The sequence below is a fragment of the Fructobacillus americanaquae genome, assembly GCF_024029775.1.
Lineage (GTDB): Bacteria > Bacillota > Bacilli > Lactobacillales > Lactobacillaceae > Fructobacillus > Fructobacillus americanaquae.
This window is the reverse complement of record NZ_CP097122.1, coordinates 358,234-374,082: the sequence shown is the minus strand read 5'-3', so window position 1 is coordinate 374,082 and position 15,849 is coordinate 358,234. Positions and strand designations below refer to the sequence as shown.

The 15,849-nt window shown below is 44.3% G+C and carries 16 protein-coding genes and 1 tRNA gene; 15 read left to right on the top strand and 2 right to left on the bottom strand.

All coding sequences use genetic code 11. From position 1 onward, the window contains the following. Positions 1-57 precede the first annotated feature (57 nt). The 8 genes from M3M36_RS01635 to M3M36_RS01600 all read left to right on the top strand — a co-directional run bounded on the left by M3M36_RS01635 (position 58) and on the right by M3M36_RS01600 (position 6,618). Entirely contained in the window at positions 58-1,416 is a 1,359-nt protein-coding gene (locus M3M36_RS01635; protein ID WP_252774128.1) for an amino acid permease, read from the top strand. 216 nt (positions 1,417-1,632) lie between these two features. After that, complete coding sequence (locus tag M3M36_RS01630; protein ID WP_252774127.1) at positions 1,633-2,292, top strand: VTT domain-containing protein; 660 nt, start codon at positions 1,633-1,635, stop codon at positions 2,290-2,292. A gap of 74 nt (positions 2,293-2,366) precedes the next feature. Continuing rightward, a complete protein-coding gene (locus M3M36_RS01625) occupies positions 2,367-2,927 on the top strand; it encodes an XRE family transcriptional regulator (protein WP_252774126.1) in 561 nt (186 codons plus the stop codon). Continuing rightward, a complete protein-coding gene (locus M3M36_RS01620) occupies positions 2,924-4,315 on the top strand; it encodes a nicotinate phosphoribosyltransferase (protein WP_252774125.1) in 1,392 nt (463 codons plus the stop codon). The genes M3M36_RS01625 and M3M36_RS01620 overlap by 4 nt, the downstream gene beginning before the upstream one ends. Before the next feature lie 106 nt (positions 4,316-4,421). Then, complete coding sequence (locus tag M3M36_RS01615) at positions 4,422-4,562, top strand: hypothetical protein (RefSeq protein ID WP_252774124.1); 141 nt, start codon at positions 4,422-4,424, stop codon at positions 4,560-4,562. Further along, a complete protein-coding gene (locus M3M36_RS01610; RefSeq protein ID WP_252774123.1) occupies positions 4,549-5,403 on the top strand; it encodes a fructosamine kinase family protein in 855 nt (284 codons plus the stop codon). The genes M3M36_RS01615 and M3M36_RS01610 overlap by 14 nt, the downstream gene beginning before the upstream one ends. Before the next feature lie 87 nt (positions 5,404-5,490). After that, positions 5,491-6,096, top strand: coding sequence for an ECF transporter S component (locus M3M36_RS01605; protein ID WP_252774122.1), 606 nt, complete (start codon positions 5,491-5,493; stop codon positions 6,094-6,096). 312 nt (positions 6,097-6,408) lie between these two features. After that, positions 6,409-6,618, top strand: a complete 210-nt coding sequence (locus M3M36_RS01600; RefSeq protein WP_252774121.1) for a hypothetical protein — start codon at positions 6,409-6,411, stop codon at positions 6,616-6,618. 249 nt (positions 6,619-6,867) lie between these two features. Here the strand turns inward: M3M36_RS01600 and M3M36_RS01595 are convergent. Beyond that, positions 6,868-6,940, bottom strand: a tRNA-Arg gene (locus M3M36_RS01595). Between the two features lie 160 nt (positions 6,941-7,100). Here M3M36_RS01595 and upp point away from each other — a divergent pair. Both upp and M3M36_RS01585 read left to right on the top strand, forming a co-directional pair. Next, entirely contained in the window at positions 7,101-7,730 is a 630-nt protein-coding gene (gene upp / locus M3M36_RS01590; RefSeq protein WP_252774120.1) for a uracil phosphoribosyltransferase, read from the top strand. A gap of 12 nt (positions 7,731-7,742) precedes the next feature. Continuing rightward, positions 7,743-9,155: a D-alanyl-D-alanine carboxypeptidase family protein gene (locus tag M3M36_RS01585; RefSeq protein WP_252774119.1), complete on the top strand. Its 1,413-nt coding sequence runs from the start codon at positions 7,743-7,745 to the stop codon at positions 9,153-9,155. Between the two features lie 41 nt (positions 9,156-9,196). On the opposite strand, the gene M3M36_RS01580 is transcribed toward M3M36_RS01585, so the two are convergent. Continuing rightward, positions 9,197-9,484: a hypothetical protein gene (locus M3M36_RS01580; protein WP_252774118.1), complete on the bottom strand. Its 288-nt coding sequence runs from the start codon at positions 9,482-9,484 to the stop codon at positions 9,197-9,199. 161 nt (positions 9,485-9,645) lie between these two features. Here M3M36_RS01580 and map point away from each other — a divergent pair, with 161 nt between their 5' ends. From map to recD2, 5 genes are all read left to right on the top strand, one after another. After that, positions 9,646-10,434, top strand: coding sequence for a type I methionyl aminopeptidase (map, locus tag M3M36_RS01575; RefSeq protein WP_047974386.1), 789 nt, complete (start codon positions 9,646-9,648; stop codon positions 10,432-10,434). Positions 10,435-10,482: 48 nt separating this feature from the next. Next, the gene (locus M3M36_RS01570) at positions 10,483-11,856 is read left to right on the top strand and encodes an RsmF rRNA methyltransferase first C-terminal domain-containing protein (RefSeq protein WP_252774117.1); all 1,374 of its coding nucleotides are present in this window, start codon (positions 10,483-10,485) and stop codon (positions 11,854-11,856) included. 124 nt (positions 11,857-11,980) lie between these two features. Continuing rightward, positions 11,981-12,322: a DUF1831 domain-containing protein gene (locus M3M36_RS01565; RefSeq protein WP_252774116.1), complete on the top strand. Its 342-nt coding sequence runs from the start codon at positions 11,981-11,983 to the stop codon at positions 12,320-12,322. Beyond that, positions 12,319-12,972: a histidine phosphatase family protein gene (locus M3M36_RS01560; protein WP_252774115.1), complete on the top strand. Its 654-nt coding sequence runs from the start codon at positions 12,319-12,321 to the stop codon at positions 12,970-12,972. Before M3M36_RS01565 ends, M3M36_RS01560 begins: the two co-directional genes overlap by 4 nt. A 94-nt stretch (positions 12,973-13,066) precedes the next feature. Continuing rightward, entirely contained in the window at positions 13,067-15,757 is a 2,691-nt protein-coding gene (recD2, locus tag M3M36_RS01555; protein ID WP_252774114.1) for an SF1B family DNA helicase RecD2, read from the top strand. Positions 15,758-15,849: the final 92 nt, after the last annotated feature.

The following is a 15,849-nucleotide window of genomic DNA, read 5'->3' as shown; positions in this document are numbered from 1 at the left end:
TTGTTGTTTGTAAGAGTGTTTTTAAACGCGAAATTAAAGGATTAAAAGAGATAAATCATGTCTTCAGAAAATAACGGAGCTCTTGAGGGAGATAAAGGGCTCAGTAACCGTCATGTTCAGCTGATTGCCATCGGTGGAACGATTGGAACCGGACTTTTCATGGGTGCCGGGGATTCGATTCACTTTGCTGGACCAGCAATTTTGCTAACATATGCCGTTATTGGCCTATTAATGTTTGTTGTGATGCGTGCGATTGGGGAAATGCTGTATGCTGACCCAACCCAGCATACGTTTATTGCCTTCATGTCTAAGTACTTGGGCAAGAAAACTGGAACTTTTGCTTCCTGGTCTTATTGGTTGACCGTTGCCTTCATGGGAATGGCCGAATTAACAGCGATTGGAAAGTACGTGCAATTTTGGTTTCCATCATGGCCAGCTTGGTTAATCCAAATTGTGATTCTCGTGATTTTAACTTCAGTTAATTTGATTGCGGTAGCATTGTATGGTGAAGCTGAATTCTGGTTTGCGATGATTAAGATTGTGGCTATTTTGTCACTGATTGCTACTGGAATTATCATGCTGTTGACCGGCTTTAAGACGAGCCAAGGACCAGTTTCGGTTAACAACTTGGTTAGTAACTTCTCACTGATGCCAAATGGTGTCGGTAACTTTATTAATAGTTTCCAGATGGTTATGTTTGCTTTCGTTGGAATGGAATTTATCGGAATGACAGCAGCCGAAACAAAGGATGCTCGTAAGGTTTTGCCAAAGGCAATTAACCAAATTCCTTTCCGAATTTTGTTTTTCTACTTAGGCGCCTTGGCAACCATCATGGTTATCTATCCATGGCAACAAATTCCAGCTAACCAAAGTCCCTTTGTGGTCGTCTTTAAGTTAGCTGGGGTTAACTGGGCTGCAGCTTTAGTTAACTTTGTTGTTTTGACATCTGCTGCTTCTGCTTTGAACTCTGTGATTTTCTCAGCTTCACGAAACTTCTATTCATTGGCTGTTGAATCAAAGAACAAGGCCTTGAAGCCGTTTACCAAGATGTCAAAGCACAAGTTGCCTGCTAATGCTGTTTTGATTACAGCAGCTTTGGTGGCTTGTTCTGCCATTATTGCCGTTTTACCACAAATTTCGGATGCCTTTACTTTCGTTACCTCTGCCTCAACAGATCTGTTTATCATGATTTATGTGTTGACGCTGGTAACTTACTGGCAGTACCGTAAGTCAAACGACTACTTGAAGGACGGTTTCTTGATGATTGCGCCAAAGTTCTTTGTGCCAATTGCCATTATCGGCTTTGTCCTGATTTACCTGACGTTGTTCTTTAACCAAAGTGCGATGGTACCCGCAATTGGCGCTACTATCTGGTTAATTGTCTTTACGACTGTCCAGGCCTTTAAAAAGGCTTAACGTGTTTTGATGAAAAAACGAGACTAATTTTATCTTTGGATTCTGAAAATAAATCAGAAGAAGCTTAGATTTGATTGGTATGGTTGCTGAGTCCAAAAAACAGTATCCTAGTAAGAAAGTAGAACCTGTCAACAACCACCACCCAATAGGCTTATGCTTGTTGAATGTCACTGGCTAGTACAGCGTGATGCTGAGCCTTACAAAACGGAGAAAAGAATGAGTAGCATAATTGATTTTACCTTGCACATTGATGTCCACCTGGCAAACTTGGTTTCCCACTTTGGTATCTGGACCTATTTGATTTTATTTGTGATTGTTTTGATTGAAACTGGGGCAGTGGTTTTGCCATTTCTACCAGGTGATTCACTGTTGTTTGCTGCTGGTGCCATTTCAATGACACCAGCTGGCCAAGAAGCCGGTTTGAATCATTGGGTTTTTATGGTGGTTTTCTTTATTGCCTCTGTTGTCGGTGATTCAATGAATTATTGGATTCTACGAACTGGCGGGCGCGAGTTGTTAAATCACCGGCCGTTTTCAATTATGATTAAGCCTAAATATATTGAAGAAGCTGAGCAATTCTTTGCGAAGCGAGGCGCGATGGCCATCATCTTAGGCCGCTATATTCCAATCGTGCGAACATTCGTCCCTTCTGTGGCTGGTTTATCAAAGTACAACTTTCGTAAGTTTCTTGAATTTACTATGATTGCTGCGCTTTCATGGACTTTCATTGCAACCGGTGCTGGTGCTTTGTTTGGTAACATTCCCTTCGTCCGCGAACATTTCTCATTGATTATTATGGGCATTGTTTTAGTGACGTTGTTACCTTCAGTTATTGGTGTATTACGATCATTGATGAAAAAGAAAAAGCAACAGTAAAAAATTAGTTCTTAGGCAGGTTCGACGTTCGTCGACCTGCTTTTTCTTTGGTCAAAACTTGTTATAATAAAACCATGAATAATTTTCGAATTTTACAACAATTAAGTCAACAAAGTATCGAACAAGTTGGGACAGCGACTGGTCTGCAAATGAGTGATTTACAAGCCTTCGCCGATGGACAAAAGGAATTAGCAGTCGCTGATTTGGAGCGGCTCTGTCTTTACTTTTCGCATTGTTTGGATCAGTTGGGGAACGCCAATCAGGCTAACTTGTCAAAACATCCGATTCATATTCGGTTGACAACCGATTACCTGTTAAATCTAGGAATTAGCCTTTCGGACTGGATTTCACTACGTTGGGCTTTGGAGGTTAATTGGGCCGGCGATCAGTTAGCCGTTGGCTTCTTCACTGCGGACCAGACCTTGGTCAAAGTTGTGGCAAATTCAGCTGATTTTACCAAGGCCTTTGCTGGTTACCTAATTTTAGCCCTTGAGGGTGAATTTACCCCCTATATTGATGAAATCCATGACAATGTTCATTATGATTGGCGGATTTTACGATATCGGTCGCAGGCTGATTTTCAAGATATTACGAATGAACTTGCTAATACGCCACTAAAGGAGATTGAAGCATGACCATTAATTTGATTTTAGCAACTGACGCCTATAAGTTGACTCATCATTTACAGTACCCACAAAACATCGATAAGTTGTATTCTTATGGGGAAGCTCGAATTGGTGGCAAATACCCAACTGTATCCTGGTTTGGACTCTCGATGATTCTTCATGACTACTTTCAAACGCCGGTGACGGATGAGATGATTGACGAGGCGGAGCGGGTTTCAGAAGAAACCTTTGGAACCAAGAAATACTTTAACCGCGAAGTTTGGGAAAGGGTCCGTGATTTGGGTTATTTCCCGGTTAAAATTAAGGCTCTGCCAGAAGGGATGGAAGTTCCTGCAGGAAACGCCTTGTTCACGTTGGAGTCAACTCGTGATTGGTTTGCCACTTCACTAAATGCTTTGGAATCACTGTTGATGCATGTTTGGTATCCAACCACGATTGCGACCAATTCGATGTATATCAAAAAGCGTTTGTTACCACTGGTTGAGAAGACGGGAACCGTGACCTCGCTTCCCTTGATGGTGAACGACTTTGGTTTTCGTGGCGCAACAGGCGTGGAGGCTGGCGCTCAAGGAGGTGCTGCTCACTTATTGCACTTCCGTGGCTCAGATAACCTCTTGGCTTCAAACTACTTTGAGCATGTGTATGGTGTTGCGGGTCGGGCCTTATCAATTTGGGCAACGGAGCATTCGGTGGCAACTGCTTATGGTCCTGGTGAAGGAGAGTTCAACTATGTCAATGCTCAATTGGATCGTACGCCAGACGACGCATTGGTTTCAATTGTGATTGATTCCTACGATACCTTTAATTTTGTTCGGAACGTCATTGGGTCTGAACAATTGGTGGAACGGATTAAGAACCGAGCTGGGCGGGTGGTTTTGCGTCCTGATTCGGGCGACCCCGAAACAATCGACTTAGCTGTTTTGGAGCTTTTGGCCGAAATTTTTGGTACGGAAGCCAACGATAAAGGTTATAAAGTTTTGAAGCACAATGTTGGTTTGATTCAGGGAGATGGGATGAAGGCCGAGACCATTATTGCATTGTACGAGGCGCTGATTAAACATGGTTGGTCCACGGATAATTTGGTGGTTGGTTCTGGTGGCGGTTTGCTCCAAGAGGGCTTTACTCGTGATACCGAACGCTTTGCCATTAAGGCAGCCTATGCGCATACGACCGATGGTCAGAATTTAGTTATTCAAAAGCAGCCAAAGACTGATCCGTCAAAGGCCTCGAAGGCTGGTTTGCAAAAGGTTGTGGCCGATGAAAAGGGCCGAATCCACACGGTTAGTCTCGATACACCAGGACAAGATTTACTGCAAACAGTTTATGAGGATGGCCGACTAACAATGGAAGATGGTCAAACGATTGTTAACCGTGCTGCTGGTGCTGATTTAATGTAAATTCGTTTGAATGGATCAGATCAGTGAGACTAAATTAGTGAAATTGAGTGTTGCTAGTGCAATAAATGTGGTACAGTTAAGTCACGAACAACAAAGGAGGAACCTGATGGTCGAATTTGTGTGGCAGACATTTTTACCAGTTACTGATCAGACTTTACAGGCCTCTTTTTTCTCAAAAACAGTTTTCCGTTTTAATGGAAAGCTGTTTTTTTTATTTGATTTAGGAGGATACGATGGCAGCAGTTAGTAAAATTAGCATGGATTTCATCACCCGATTAAATTTGCAAAATCCCAACGACGTAAAGCCGGTTAATGGTGTCGATACCAGCACAACCTACTCACTTTATTCGGGTGACAAGCGGTACTTTTTGAAGGTTCAACCTAATCAAGACCGACATTATTTTGACCACGAAGTGACTTCTTTGAAAGCTTTGAGTGAGTGGGTCAAAGTGCCAAAGGTAATCAAGCAGGGAGAAAACCAAGGAAGTGCTTACTTGTTAATGAATTGGATTGAAGCCGGTTCGAACAATCAGTCGGCCCTAGGAGAGGCTTTGGCTAAGCTTCATCACGTGAAAGGGAAAGCCTTTGGTTTTGAAGTTAATGCGGATCATGATTATTTTCCAAAGAATAACGCTTGGTCAAGCTCTTGGGGGGGATTTTTTGTGCATCAACGCCTAGAACCTTTAATGGCTCTAGCACAGAAGAAAGCCTTATGGTTAAGTCAACGCGGTGATCACTTTGAAAATCTTAAAAAAACGATTTTGGCAGATGACCATGTTTGCCAGGTAGAACCATCATTGTTACATGGTGATTTGTGGGCTGGGAATTTTATGTTTGATACCAATGACCAGCCAGTATTCATTGATCCAAACTCTTTTTACGGTGATCGTGAATACGATTTGGCCGTTTCGAAAGTCTTTCCGGGTTTTAATGAAGACTTTTATAGTGCTTATGAAGCCGTTTATCCGCTCGAGGATGGTTATCAAGAGCGGTTCAAGTGGTATGAATTTTATTATGTTTTACTTCATTTTGTCCGTTTTGGTGACATCTATGCACCACGATTAAACCGGTTATTGATCACTTTCTAAGTGGAACAACATGAGACCGTATTGTTGACATCTTTTCGGGCAGTCTGTATAATTTCTGGGACGTCCAAAGTGAGGAGAAAATCAGTTATGTCAACAATGAAAACGAAGCGTTTTGTGGCGACAACAGTTTTTGTGGCCATCGTACTATTACAAAGTTTCGTGCCATTCTTAGGCTCCTTACCTTTAGGAGCTTTCATTATTGGTGCTTCGGTCACGATTGTACCGATGACCGCCGTTTTAGCGGGTCTAGTACTTGGCCCACGTTCGGGGCTAGTGGTTGGTCTCTTTTGGGGGATGACGTCTTGGATTCGCAATTTAATGCACCCTGGAACCATTGGTTCACTAATTTTTTCCAATCCAGTGACGGCTTTAGTACCAAGATTAATAGTTGGTCTTTTGTCCGGTTACTTAGCTTTCTTAGTGATGAAAAAGGCCCGGTCGCCATGGTGGGGATTCTTCCTCCTTGGCGCTTTTGGATCTTTTTTGAACACCGCCTTAGTAATTGCGAGTACGACAGTGGCCTTTAAGCTCTTTCCTGTTAGTGGTATGGGCATTCCACATGCTCACCTGTTTACCTGGTTAGTTGGTATTCTGGGATTTAACGCTGGTTTTGAAATGATCGCCAACGGCCTGTTAGTACTCTTGATTGGTCGAGTTCTTGTGGCCAAGTTACCAAACTTGCGCCCTGAATAATTTTGATTTTTCTGCAGCCAGAGCAGTGGCTGCTTTTTTCATAAGCAAATGACCAGGTATGTCAAGCAAAAAGGAAACAAAAAAGCATTTGCTAATATGGCTTACCGGGTCAATGGTTATCCTATACTTTGCAAATACTTTGATTGGCTTTATCAATAAGATTATATATCTTAGATAGTCAAGAGCCCGCAAGGGCTTTTCCTGTACACTTATCTTAACATGGTTATGAAAAGAAATACAAAGACTTGGTTAACATTATTCGTACTGGCTTTGATAACTTTAGTAATGAAAATAATAATGGTGGTGATGTAAATGGCAGATAAAAAAATGGGTCGTCCTGCAGTTTATGAGAGTTCAACGACTGCACAAAATGAAGCTAATAAGCGCTGGGCTGAAAAGAACAAAGAACACAAAAAGTATCTATCATATAGAACCTATTCACGATCGTTCATTCGCAAGTTAGCAACAGAAGACGACCTCAATGAGTTAGAACAACTTATTCAGGAAAGGCGAACAAAATAAATCGCCATTTAGTGGTTATGATATAATTTAGTTATTGAATAACAAAAACTGTCCGAGAGATAGCCGAGCATTTTGCTTGGCTATTTTTTTATAATAATCTTGTGGGCACTGTTGTGTCGGCTTCCATATGACAATAAAAAACACCCTAGTCTCGCGATTGAGATTGGGGTGTTTTTTAATTGACAGTTCGTATTGTCGTGCGAAAGTCGTGCAGATGACTTATAAACGTTGATATATTAACGGTATCTATGCGCCTACCCAGACTCGAACTGGGAGCAAAGACTTAGGAGGTCCCCGTTTTATCCTGTTAAACTATAAGCGCGAACTCTATTATTATACAAAAAAAGAGGGGGCCTTTCAATTTAAATCAGACCGGAAAAAAGTTCGGTTGTTGATTTTTAAAAAGATTAAAGTGAATGCCTAGTTTTTGCTATAATGGATATGAGTTAAATTCACATTTATTTGGAAAGCGAGTTACAATCATGGGACAAGTCGTTGAAGTAAACCATCCATTGATCCAACACAAGTTGACAATCATTCGCGATGAGAAGGTCGGAACAAAGGACTTTCGAGCATTAGTCGATGAATTGGCGATGTTGTTGACCTATGAGGCCAGTCGCGACTTGCCACTGGAAAAAGTTCAGGTAAAAACACCAATTCAAGAAACAACTAAGAAACAATTAGCTGGTAAGAAATTAGCCGTTGTGCCAATTTTACGTGCTGGTTTGGGTATGGTTGATGGGATTTTGCAATTGATTCCGGCTGCTAAGGTTGGTCATATTGGGATGTACCGCGATGAAAAAACATTGGAACCGGTAGAATACTTCATTAAGCTGCCAGAAGACATTGACCAACGTGAAGTTTTGTTGGTCGATCCAATGTTAGCAACTGGTGGATCAGCTAAGGATGCGATTTCTGCTTTGAAAAAGCGCGGCGCTGAACAGATTAAGTTGATTACCCTTGTTTCATCACCAGAAGGAATTCAAGCAGTTACTTCTGCCCACCCTGATGTTGATGTCTACACGGCTTCGATTGATGAAGGCCTAAATGAGGATGGCTACATTGTTCCCGGTCTTGGGGATGCAGGGGACCGTCTCTTCGGTACGCACTAAAAATTGAATTAAATGATGTGGAAACGAAAGCATAAACATGATGAAGACGCTGCCCTTGTCCGACCGTCTTCCCGATTAGCCCTTTTTCAGCAACAAGTTAGAACTGATTTTACAGCGCCAAAAAAGATGGCAGCCATTGGTGCCATCTTGGTGCTAATATTATCGCTCTTTCTAACGGTTGTTGCATTAGAAAATAACGTTCAAATACAATCTATTGGGCCAAAGCAGACAGCTTTACCGATGACGCTTCAGGTTGCTGCCAGAAATGCCATTGTGGTTGACGCACAAACGGGACAAGTTCTTGGTGAAAAGGGAGCTGACAAAAAAATTGGTATTGCCTCCCAAAGTAAGATGTTAACCGCTTATGGTATTTTGCAAGGAATAAAACAGAAGCGCTTTACCTGGGACAGTCTGGTGACGATCACTCAGCAGTCCGATTGGTCACAAAAGGATACCGCAACTTTCGCCCACCTAGAAATCTCTGTAGGTCAAAAGTTAGCTGTCAAGGAGCTTTTTGCAGCAATGTTTACTTCCAGTGCGAATGATGCGGCCTTGGCCTTGGCTGATTTTGCCAAAGAACAAAACCAGACACAGCAGCAGGCCCTTGAGGGCTGGGCAAAGGATTTGAAGTTAACTGGATCAAAGTGGTACAATGCCGCAGGTCAAGTTAACAAGGACGCCTTTGACTATCAAGTTCAAGATGCCAATCCGGATGCAGAGAACACCGCTTCCGTGAAACAGCTGGCTATCTTAGCCTATCAAGTGATTCGAGCAGATCCGAAGATTCGCTCTTACTATGAGAAACGGGGCTTGGTTTACCATCCATCGGCCAATGAAACCAAGATTAAGCTGACGGAGGGGGCCAAGTTTGATCAAGAAATCAAGTCAAAACTGACGAATTCTAAAAATCTGACTTTTGAGGGGCTGAAGACTGGTTCGACGCCGGCATCAGGTGGTGCGCTAACTGGGTTGATTAAAGATCAAAGTGGTCATGAATTTATCACCGTGGTTTCTGGCGCTGGTCGCTATACGGACCAGGTACAACGCTACCAAAATACGATTGATGTGGTCAACCAAGCCCTCGATCACTACACGCCTGTTACCTATCAAAAGGGGCAAGCGGTAACAAAAAATCAGTTCAAAAATAAAAATTTGGCTGGTGGTCATCAAAGCCTAGTTATCGGACAAAACAGGACCTTTTGGTTAACCAAAAATCAGACTGCATTGGGCTACCAAAGACCAAGTCGTCTGCAATCGACTGTTACCAAGAAACAGGCGACAGTCCTGACTGTTCAGCCAACTCTGAAGGCCGAGTTCTTACCAGAGGTAAGTGCAAAGGAGCAGACGCTTCAATTGGTCAATCAACAAACATATCATCTTGGACACTGGTGGCAAAAGATTTATCACTGGTTGAAGTTCTGGTAAGCATCAAAAAAAGGAGCCGTTTCGAGCTCCTTTTTTACTGCTTATTTTGCTTGGTTGATACCGGCACGTTCCTTTAACTTGGCCAATTGTTCATCCAAAGAATCAGCAGCAGCAGTTTCTACTTGCTCTGCTTTTTCCTTACCAGCTTCTGAAAGCTCACTGGCTTTTTGCTTGCCAAGGGAAACGAGTTCTTCTCCCTTTTGTTTGCCAGCTTCAGTGAATTCGTTGGCCTTCTTTTTCAAGTCAGCCATGCGATCGTCATCCTTCAATAAAAGATAAGCGAGGGCGGCATTACCAAAGAGGGAAGCGCCCAATAAAAAGTTCTTCATAACGGTATCTCCTTTATTTCTTATTCTTAGCTCCATTATCGACAAGTGCCCAGAGATTGTCAACCAATATTACAAAAAAATGTCAAAAGCGACAAGGACTCAAAAGGGTCCGGAAAATGATATAATGAAAATAGTTTAACATTGGAAAAAAGGGGTACCTGATGATTAGTTTGAAGTCACCGCGAGAAATTGCGGCCATGAAGAAATCCGGTGCAATTATTGCCGGAATGCACTTGATGTTGCGCGACTTTATTAAGCCGGGCGTTGATACCTGGGACATTGAATTAAAGTGTAAAGCTTACATTGAAGATCATGGTGGTGTGCCACTGCAAATTGGTTTTGAAGGCTTTAAGTATGCAACGACGATTTCGGTCAATAGCGAAGTCGCTCATGGTCTACCTCGTAAGGGCCTGAAATTAAAAGATGGTGACTTGGTCAAAGTTGATACGGTTGTTGGCTTAGATGGAGCTGTCTCCGACTCAGCATGGACATACGCTGTCGGCAATGTTTCACCCGAAGTTAAAAAGTTGATGGAAGTTGCAAAAAAATCACTGTATCTGGGTATTGACCAGGCAGTGATTGGTAATCGAATTGGTGATATTGGTTGGGCCATTCAGGACTACACTGAAAATCAGAATGGCTATGGTGATGTTCGCCAGTATATTGGTCACGGGGTTGGTCCAACGATGCATGAAGACCCACAGGTGCCTCATTATGGCAAACCAGGTCATGGCTTGCGCCTTAAGGAAGGAATGGTGATTACCATTGAACCAATGATCAACTTGGGTGGCTGGGAAGTCGAAACCGATGATACGCCAGAAGATGGTTGGACGGTGCGTACCTTGGATGGCTCATGGTCAGCTCAATACGAGCATACATTGGCGATTACCAAGGATGGTCCAAAGATTTTGACCAGTCAGGATGAAGTAGAGGATGCCAAGTATTTGTAGACAATTTGGTTAATCCGTGCAAATCACATGTAAAAGAAAGAGGCCCCAATGGACTTACCGCAAGCCTTTATTGATAAATACCAAGACCTGCTCGGGAGCGCCAGTGGGCCTTTTTTGCAGGCACTCCAAGAACCCGGTCAGAAGGGTTTTCGGATTAACCCCTTGAAGGCCCAGCAGATACCAAGAGATTTATCGCTGACCAAGAAGGTTCCATATGGTCAATGGGGGTACTTTGGTCAAGTGGCTGGCAAAGGGATTGATCATTTAACCGGCCTGGTTTATTCACAAGAGCCATCGGCTCAATTTGTTGGTGAAGTAGTCAACGCACAACCGGGTGAAAAAATTTTAGATTTGGCTGCCGCTCCTGGTGGCAAGTCAACGCATATTGCTAGCCAACTTAATGGCCAGGGATTATTATGGACAAATGAAATTTTTTTTGCTCGAGCCAAAATTTTGTCTGAAAATATTGAACGGTTTGGCGTGAAAAATGCCGTGGTTTCATCGATGGATGCCAGCGACCTTGCCAAGGCTTTACCAGCATACTTTGATAAGGTGCTTCTCGACGCCCCTTGCTCGGGTGAAGGGATGTTTCGTAAGGATCATGATGCCATCCAATACTGGTCGGCTGATTATCCGACGGAATGTGCCATTCGCTCGCATGAAATTTTGACAGCGGCGGTGAAACTGGTTCGGCCTGGTGGTGAGCTGATTTATTCAACTTGTACCTTCGCGCCAGAAGAGGACGAACAAACAATCGCTTGGTTGGCTGAACACTATCCAGAATTTATGATTGAGATGATTGACCGGCCGGCCGGATCTGGTATTCAGGCTGGGCGGCCACAATGGGCTGACGACAACCCTGATTTAGCAAAGACTGCCCGTTTATGGCCGCAAGATTTGCCTGGCGAGGGTCACTTTGTGGCTCGGATGAAGAAGGCTGAGCTGGCGGAGGATGAAAGCCCCGTTAAGCCGCCAAGGGTACAAAAACCAAGTAAGATGTCTCAAGCCGATGTGACGTTGATCGAACACTTCTTTCAAGAATCGTTGCCTGGCTTTGACCTAGATGAAAGTCGACTAAGGACGTTTGGTGATCGGGTATTCTTGCTGCCAGTTGACTGCCCTGATTTGAGTAAGACAAAGGTTTTGCGAGCTGGCTTGTGCCTAGGAACCCTAAAGAAGAATCGTTTTGAACCAGACCACGCCCTGGCTTTGGCAGTTGATCCGAGCCAGGCGGGTCAGCAGGTTTATGACCTCGATGCTCATAACGACTTGGCAACCTACATTCATGGTGATGTGATCAATACAAAAGAGAAGCTGCAAAAGGGTTTTGTGTTGATGACGGCCAATGGTAACGGACTAGGCTGGGCCAAGTTTGTTAATGGTCAGTTGAAAAACTTTTTTCCGAAGGGATTGCGTTACTGATTTTGTCGTGAAAGGGTAGTGATTCAGAGGAGCTAGTCTGGACTGGTGGCTCGCTCGACCTACTCAGACTCAAACTCAGTCAAGAAATTAGCTGAATAAATAAAAGTTATTAAAGGAGAAAACAATGGCTTTTGCAAAGTCTGTGACCATCCCCCACGATGGCACATATGAAATTAATCCGCAAATTAAAAAATTTGCCTTATTGGATCTTGGCTTTTTGACAAACAATGCTGGTGCATTTGTTTTAAAGCGGCCATTGCAGCCAGACCTTCCGGTCGATCAATCAATTAGACTGAAGGTGACCGTTAATCAAGATTTGACCGGCTTTAAGATGGTTGTGGTGTCAGCCGGTGCTGCCGCCCCAGTCGACATCTTTGCTCGCACAGATAAAGACGAAGTGGTGAAGATTTATCGCTACTACTTACAAGAATTAGAAGACCGGCAGGTATTAAAAAAGCAATCATGACAACTTTTTATTTCGTCCGTCACGGGCAAACTGAATGGAATTTGGAACGGCGCTTTCAAGGGGCACAGGGGGATTCTCCACTTTTGCCTGGTTCTTATGAGGATATGAAGAAGGTTGCCGGTTTCTTAAAAGACAAGCACATCGACCGGGTTTACGCTTCACCATTACCAAGAGCGAAGGTTACTGCCGAACGGATTCAGGCTGATTTGCCAAACGAGCCACGGCTTTCTTTGCATTCCAACATCGTTGAGGTTGGCTTGGGCGAATGGGAAGGCCAGGCCATGGCGGACGTGCAGAAAAACTATCCGGAAGCTTATGATGTTTATAAGAACCATTTGGAGAGTTTTGAAGGCCAGGGCTTTAACGGTGAGGGCTATACAAAGGCGGTTACTCGTTTTCAAAAGATGATGCAAGAGATTATCGCCAACCATCCAGAAGATGCCGTTTTAGTGGTTGCCCATGGGCTGATTTTAACTTTTGGGGTGACAAGCTTGCTGGGAATCCCTCGTGACCAAATTAGGTCTTTGGGTGGCCTGTCGAATACGTCGACGACAATTATTGAAACAAAGAACGGCCAAGATTTTGACTTGGTAAAATGGAATGAAACCAGTTATTTGCATAAAGACCAGGATGCCGGTACAACTATTTAAGTTGGGGAATCGGGCCAACATTTGGCAAATTAAAACTGGTTCCGCTCTGATTGGAGCGGATACATAAGATGGTGAAGGGGCAATGGTAAGGACAATGCGAGAGGACAATCAAATAACGGCTACCTTGCAAAATGTGATTTTTTCGGCCAGTGATTCCTACTTTAAGATTTTGTCTGTTACGGTTGACGAGACTGATTTAGAGGACTGGGACGAAGAAGAAATCATTGTTACCGGAACCTTCGCCTCGGTTAAACCCGGTTCGACCTATGCCTTTTATGGGCAACTAGTGACGCATCCAAAATATGGTCAACAGTTCCAAGCCGCTCGCTATGAAAATCAGATGCCAGCGGATGAGAAAGGACTTGTGGCCTTTTTTGCATCCGGTGATTTTCCGGGCGTGGGGAAGAAAACTGCGGAAAAAATCGTTGACCACTTGGGTCAGAATGCAATTGACTTAATTTTGGCCGATTCGAGTGTTTTAAAGGGCATCGTTAAGCCAAAAGTTGCCGCTGATTTGGCCGAAAAGATCCAGGAAAACCTGGGCTTGGAGAAACTATTTTTGCTTGGTCACCAAATTGGACTTTCCGCAGACGTAGCGGGGCGGCTCTTTGATCATTATGGAGAGGAAGCACAGGAAGTTCTGCAGAAGACCCCCTATCGTTTAGTATATGAATTTGATGGTTTGCCCTTTAAAAAAGTTGACGCGATTGCTAAACAGGCTGGTTTTGCTGACGATCATCCAGATAGGATTCAAGCCGGTGTCTACGCTGGAATTTTAAATGCCTGTTACTCGGCTGGCCACACCTATCTAACGGTTGACCAGGCGCTTTTTGCTGCCCAATCGACCTTGCAGAACAATGGCTCAGGCATGCAAGCGGCCATTGACCAGGCCTTGGGGGCTTTGGTGAGCCAAGAGCGGTTGGTCTATGAGGACGGTAACTACAGCCCAACGGATTTAAAAGGAGCGGAAGTCCTGGTCAGCTCAAAGGTCAACAGTCTATTAAAGGCTAAATCGGCCGTTCTGACGACTCCGGACTTGGTTGATACCACCTTTGTGGTCCCAGAAAACCTGAACTTAGATGCGGTCCAACGGGGGGCGGTTGAAGCAGCTTTGACAAACCAAGTCTTTGTTTTAACAGGCGGTCCGGGGACGGGTAAAACAACAGTTACGAAAACGCTGGTTGCGACCTGGGAAGCTTTGGTGCGCCACCAGGCAAAAGGCCAAGGGCGCGACAAAGACTGGGTTAAGCAAAATCGTGTCCGGCTGGCTTCGCCGACAGGTCGGGCGGCCAAGCGGATGACCGAAATTACGGGTTATGAGGCGACTACCATTCACCGCTTGCTCGGTATTACAGATGGCGATGACGCCGAATTTGATGCCAATAACCCGATTTCTGGTGGCCTTTTAATCATTGATGAGGCCTCCATGCTGGATATTTCCTTGGCAGAAAGCCTTTTTGCTGCTCTGCCAAAGGACATGCATCTCGTCTTAGTTGGGGATGCAGATCAATTGCCTTCCGTTGGTCCTGGTAACGTCTTGTATGATTTGATTCAAAGCCAGGCCGTACCACACATTGCCTTGGAACGAATTTACCGTCAGGGTAAGGGCTCCAGTATTTCAACTTTGGCCCAGTCGATTAATGCTGGGATTTTACCACCGGACTTTCAGGAAAATCAGTTGGACCGGTCAACTTTCTTAACAACAGCTGACCAAGTACCACGAGCTGTTAGCCAGGTATTGCAGGCGGCGGTTAAGAAGGGGTTTACGGCCAATCAGGTCCAAGTTTTGGCACCGATGTATAAGACGTCGGCCGGTGTCTTGGCTTTAAATCAAATTGCCCAGGACCTCTTTAACCCTGTTAAGCCTGGTCAAAAGACCTTACAACAGGGGGAGACTATCTTTCGCCTGGGCGACAAGGTTCTTCAGTTGGAAAATGATTCGGAACGAGACATTTATAATGGCGACATGGGCCAGGTAATTGCCATCCACTATAAGAAGGAACCTGGCGTAGCTGCTGATTCATTGGTCGTTGATTTTGCTGGTCAAGAGGTCTGGTATACCAGTAAGACTTTAAATCAGCTGACCCTCGCTTATGCCACAACGATTCATAAGGCGCAAGGAAATGAGTTCAAGTTGGTCATTTTGGTTTTAACCGGTCAATTTAAAATCATGCTGAATCAAAACTTAGTCTATACTGCCATTACCAGGGCCAAGGAGTCCTTGGTCATGGTGGGCGATTACAGTGCATACGATTACGCTGCCACTCACCCAGTACCGGTTCGGCAAACCTTCTTACAGGGGTTGCTGATCGACCGGCACAATGGTCACCAAGGTACCCAGGCCTTGCAGGCAGATCGCCATAACCAGCGAACAGTGAAGCGTCAGGGGGAAACGGTTGACCGTGTTGAACAAAGAGCACAATCTGGTAGCCAAGAGTCTCATTTAGATGAACGATTAACTTCTGGTGACGGTCAACCGGTTAGTTCTCATCATCAATCTCCTACTCGTGGTGGTCAGCCGGCCAAGCAAAGAGTTAAGGAAGTAGCAGTTAAGCGGGAATTCGCCTCGCAGGCTCAAGCAGTGACTGCTAGTCTTGTCGAAATGGACCAGCAATCACTAACTTCTTCCCCCCAGCAAAAATCAGCAGCTCAAGCGTCACTGGCTACCGACCAAGTTGTTGGCGAAAGTGAGTTGACAGCGGCAACTTTGACACAGGCCATGGCCAATCCAATGATTGGCATGGCCGATTTAAAGCCGGCTGATTTTATGCCCGAATTGCGATAAATTTTTGTATAATAGAAGCAGATTAAGTCTTCGACCAGATTGCTTTTGGCAGTGGTCACAGTCAATAACATAACAAACTTGAATTTTTTGGA

Bases quoted from the DNA above. Each gene is read 5' to 3' on its own strand.
- M3M36_RS01570 (WP_252774117.1), top strand. From the start codon at position 10,483: ATGGACTTACCGCAAGCCTTTATTGATAAATACCAAGACCTGCTCGGG.
- M3M36_RS01580 (WP_252774118.1), bottom strand. From the start codon at position 9,484: ATGAAGAACTTTTTATTGGGCGCTTCCCTCTTTGGTAATGCCGCCCTC.
- M3M36_RS01610 (WP_252774123.1), top strand. From the start codon at position 4,549: ATGGCAGCAGTTAGTAAAATTAGCATGGATTTCATCACCCGATTAAAT.
- upp (WP_252774120.1), top strand. From the start codon at position 7,101: ATGGGACAAGTCGTTGAAGTAAACCATCCATTGATCCAACACAAGTTG.
- M3M36_RS01615 (WP_252774124.1), top strand. From the start codon at position 4,422: ATGGTCGAATTTGTGTGGCAGACATTTTTACCAGTTACTGATCAGACT.
- M3M36_RS01620 (WP_252774125.1), top strand. From the start codon at position 2,924: ATGACCATTAATTTGATTTTAGCAACTGACGCCTATAAGTTGACTCAT.
- M3M36_RS01585 (WP_252774119.1), top strand. From the start codon at position 7,743: ATGATGTGGAAACGAAAGCATAAACATGATGAAGACGCTGCCCTTGTC.
- map (WP_047974386.1), top strand. From the start codon at position 9,646: ATGATTAGTTTGAAGTCACCGCGAGAAATTGCGGCCATGAAGAAATCC.
- recD2 (WP_252774114.1), top strand. From the start codon at position 13,067: ATGCGAGAGGACAATCAAATAACGGCTACCTTGCAAAATGTGATTTTT.
- M3M36_RS01600 (WP_252774121.1), top strand. From the start codon at position 6,409: ATGGCAGATAAAAAAATGGGTCGTCCTGCAGTTTATGAGAGTTCAACG.
- M3M36_RS01560 (WP_252774115.1), top strand. From the start codon at position 12,319: ATGACAACTTTTTATTTCGTCCGTCACGGGCAAACTGAATGGAATTTG.
- M3M36_RS01565 (WP_252774116.1), top strand. From the start codon at position 11,981: ATGGCTTTTGCAAAGTCTGTGACCATCCCCCACGATGGCACATATGAA.
- M3M36_RS01605 (WP_252774122.1), top strand. From the start codon at position 5,491: ATGTCAACAATGAAAACGAAGCGTTTTGTGGCGACAACAGTTTTTGTG.
- M3M36_RS01630 (WP_252774127.1), top strand. From the start codon at position 1,633: ATGAGTAGCATAATTGATTTTACCTTGCACATTGATGTCCACCTGGCA.
- M3M36_RS01625 (WP_252774126.1), top strand. From the start codon at position 2,367: ATGAATAATTTTCGAATTTTACAACAATTAAGTCAACAAAGTATCGAA.
- M3M36_RS01635 (WP_252774128.1), top strand. From the start codon at position 58: ATGTCTTCAGAAAATAACGGAGCTCTTGAGGGAGATAAAGGGCTCAGT.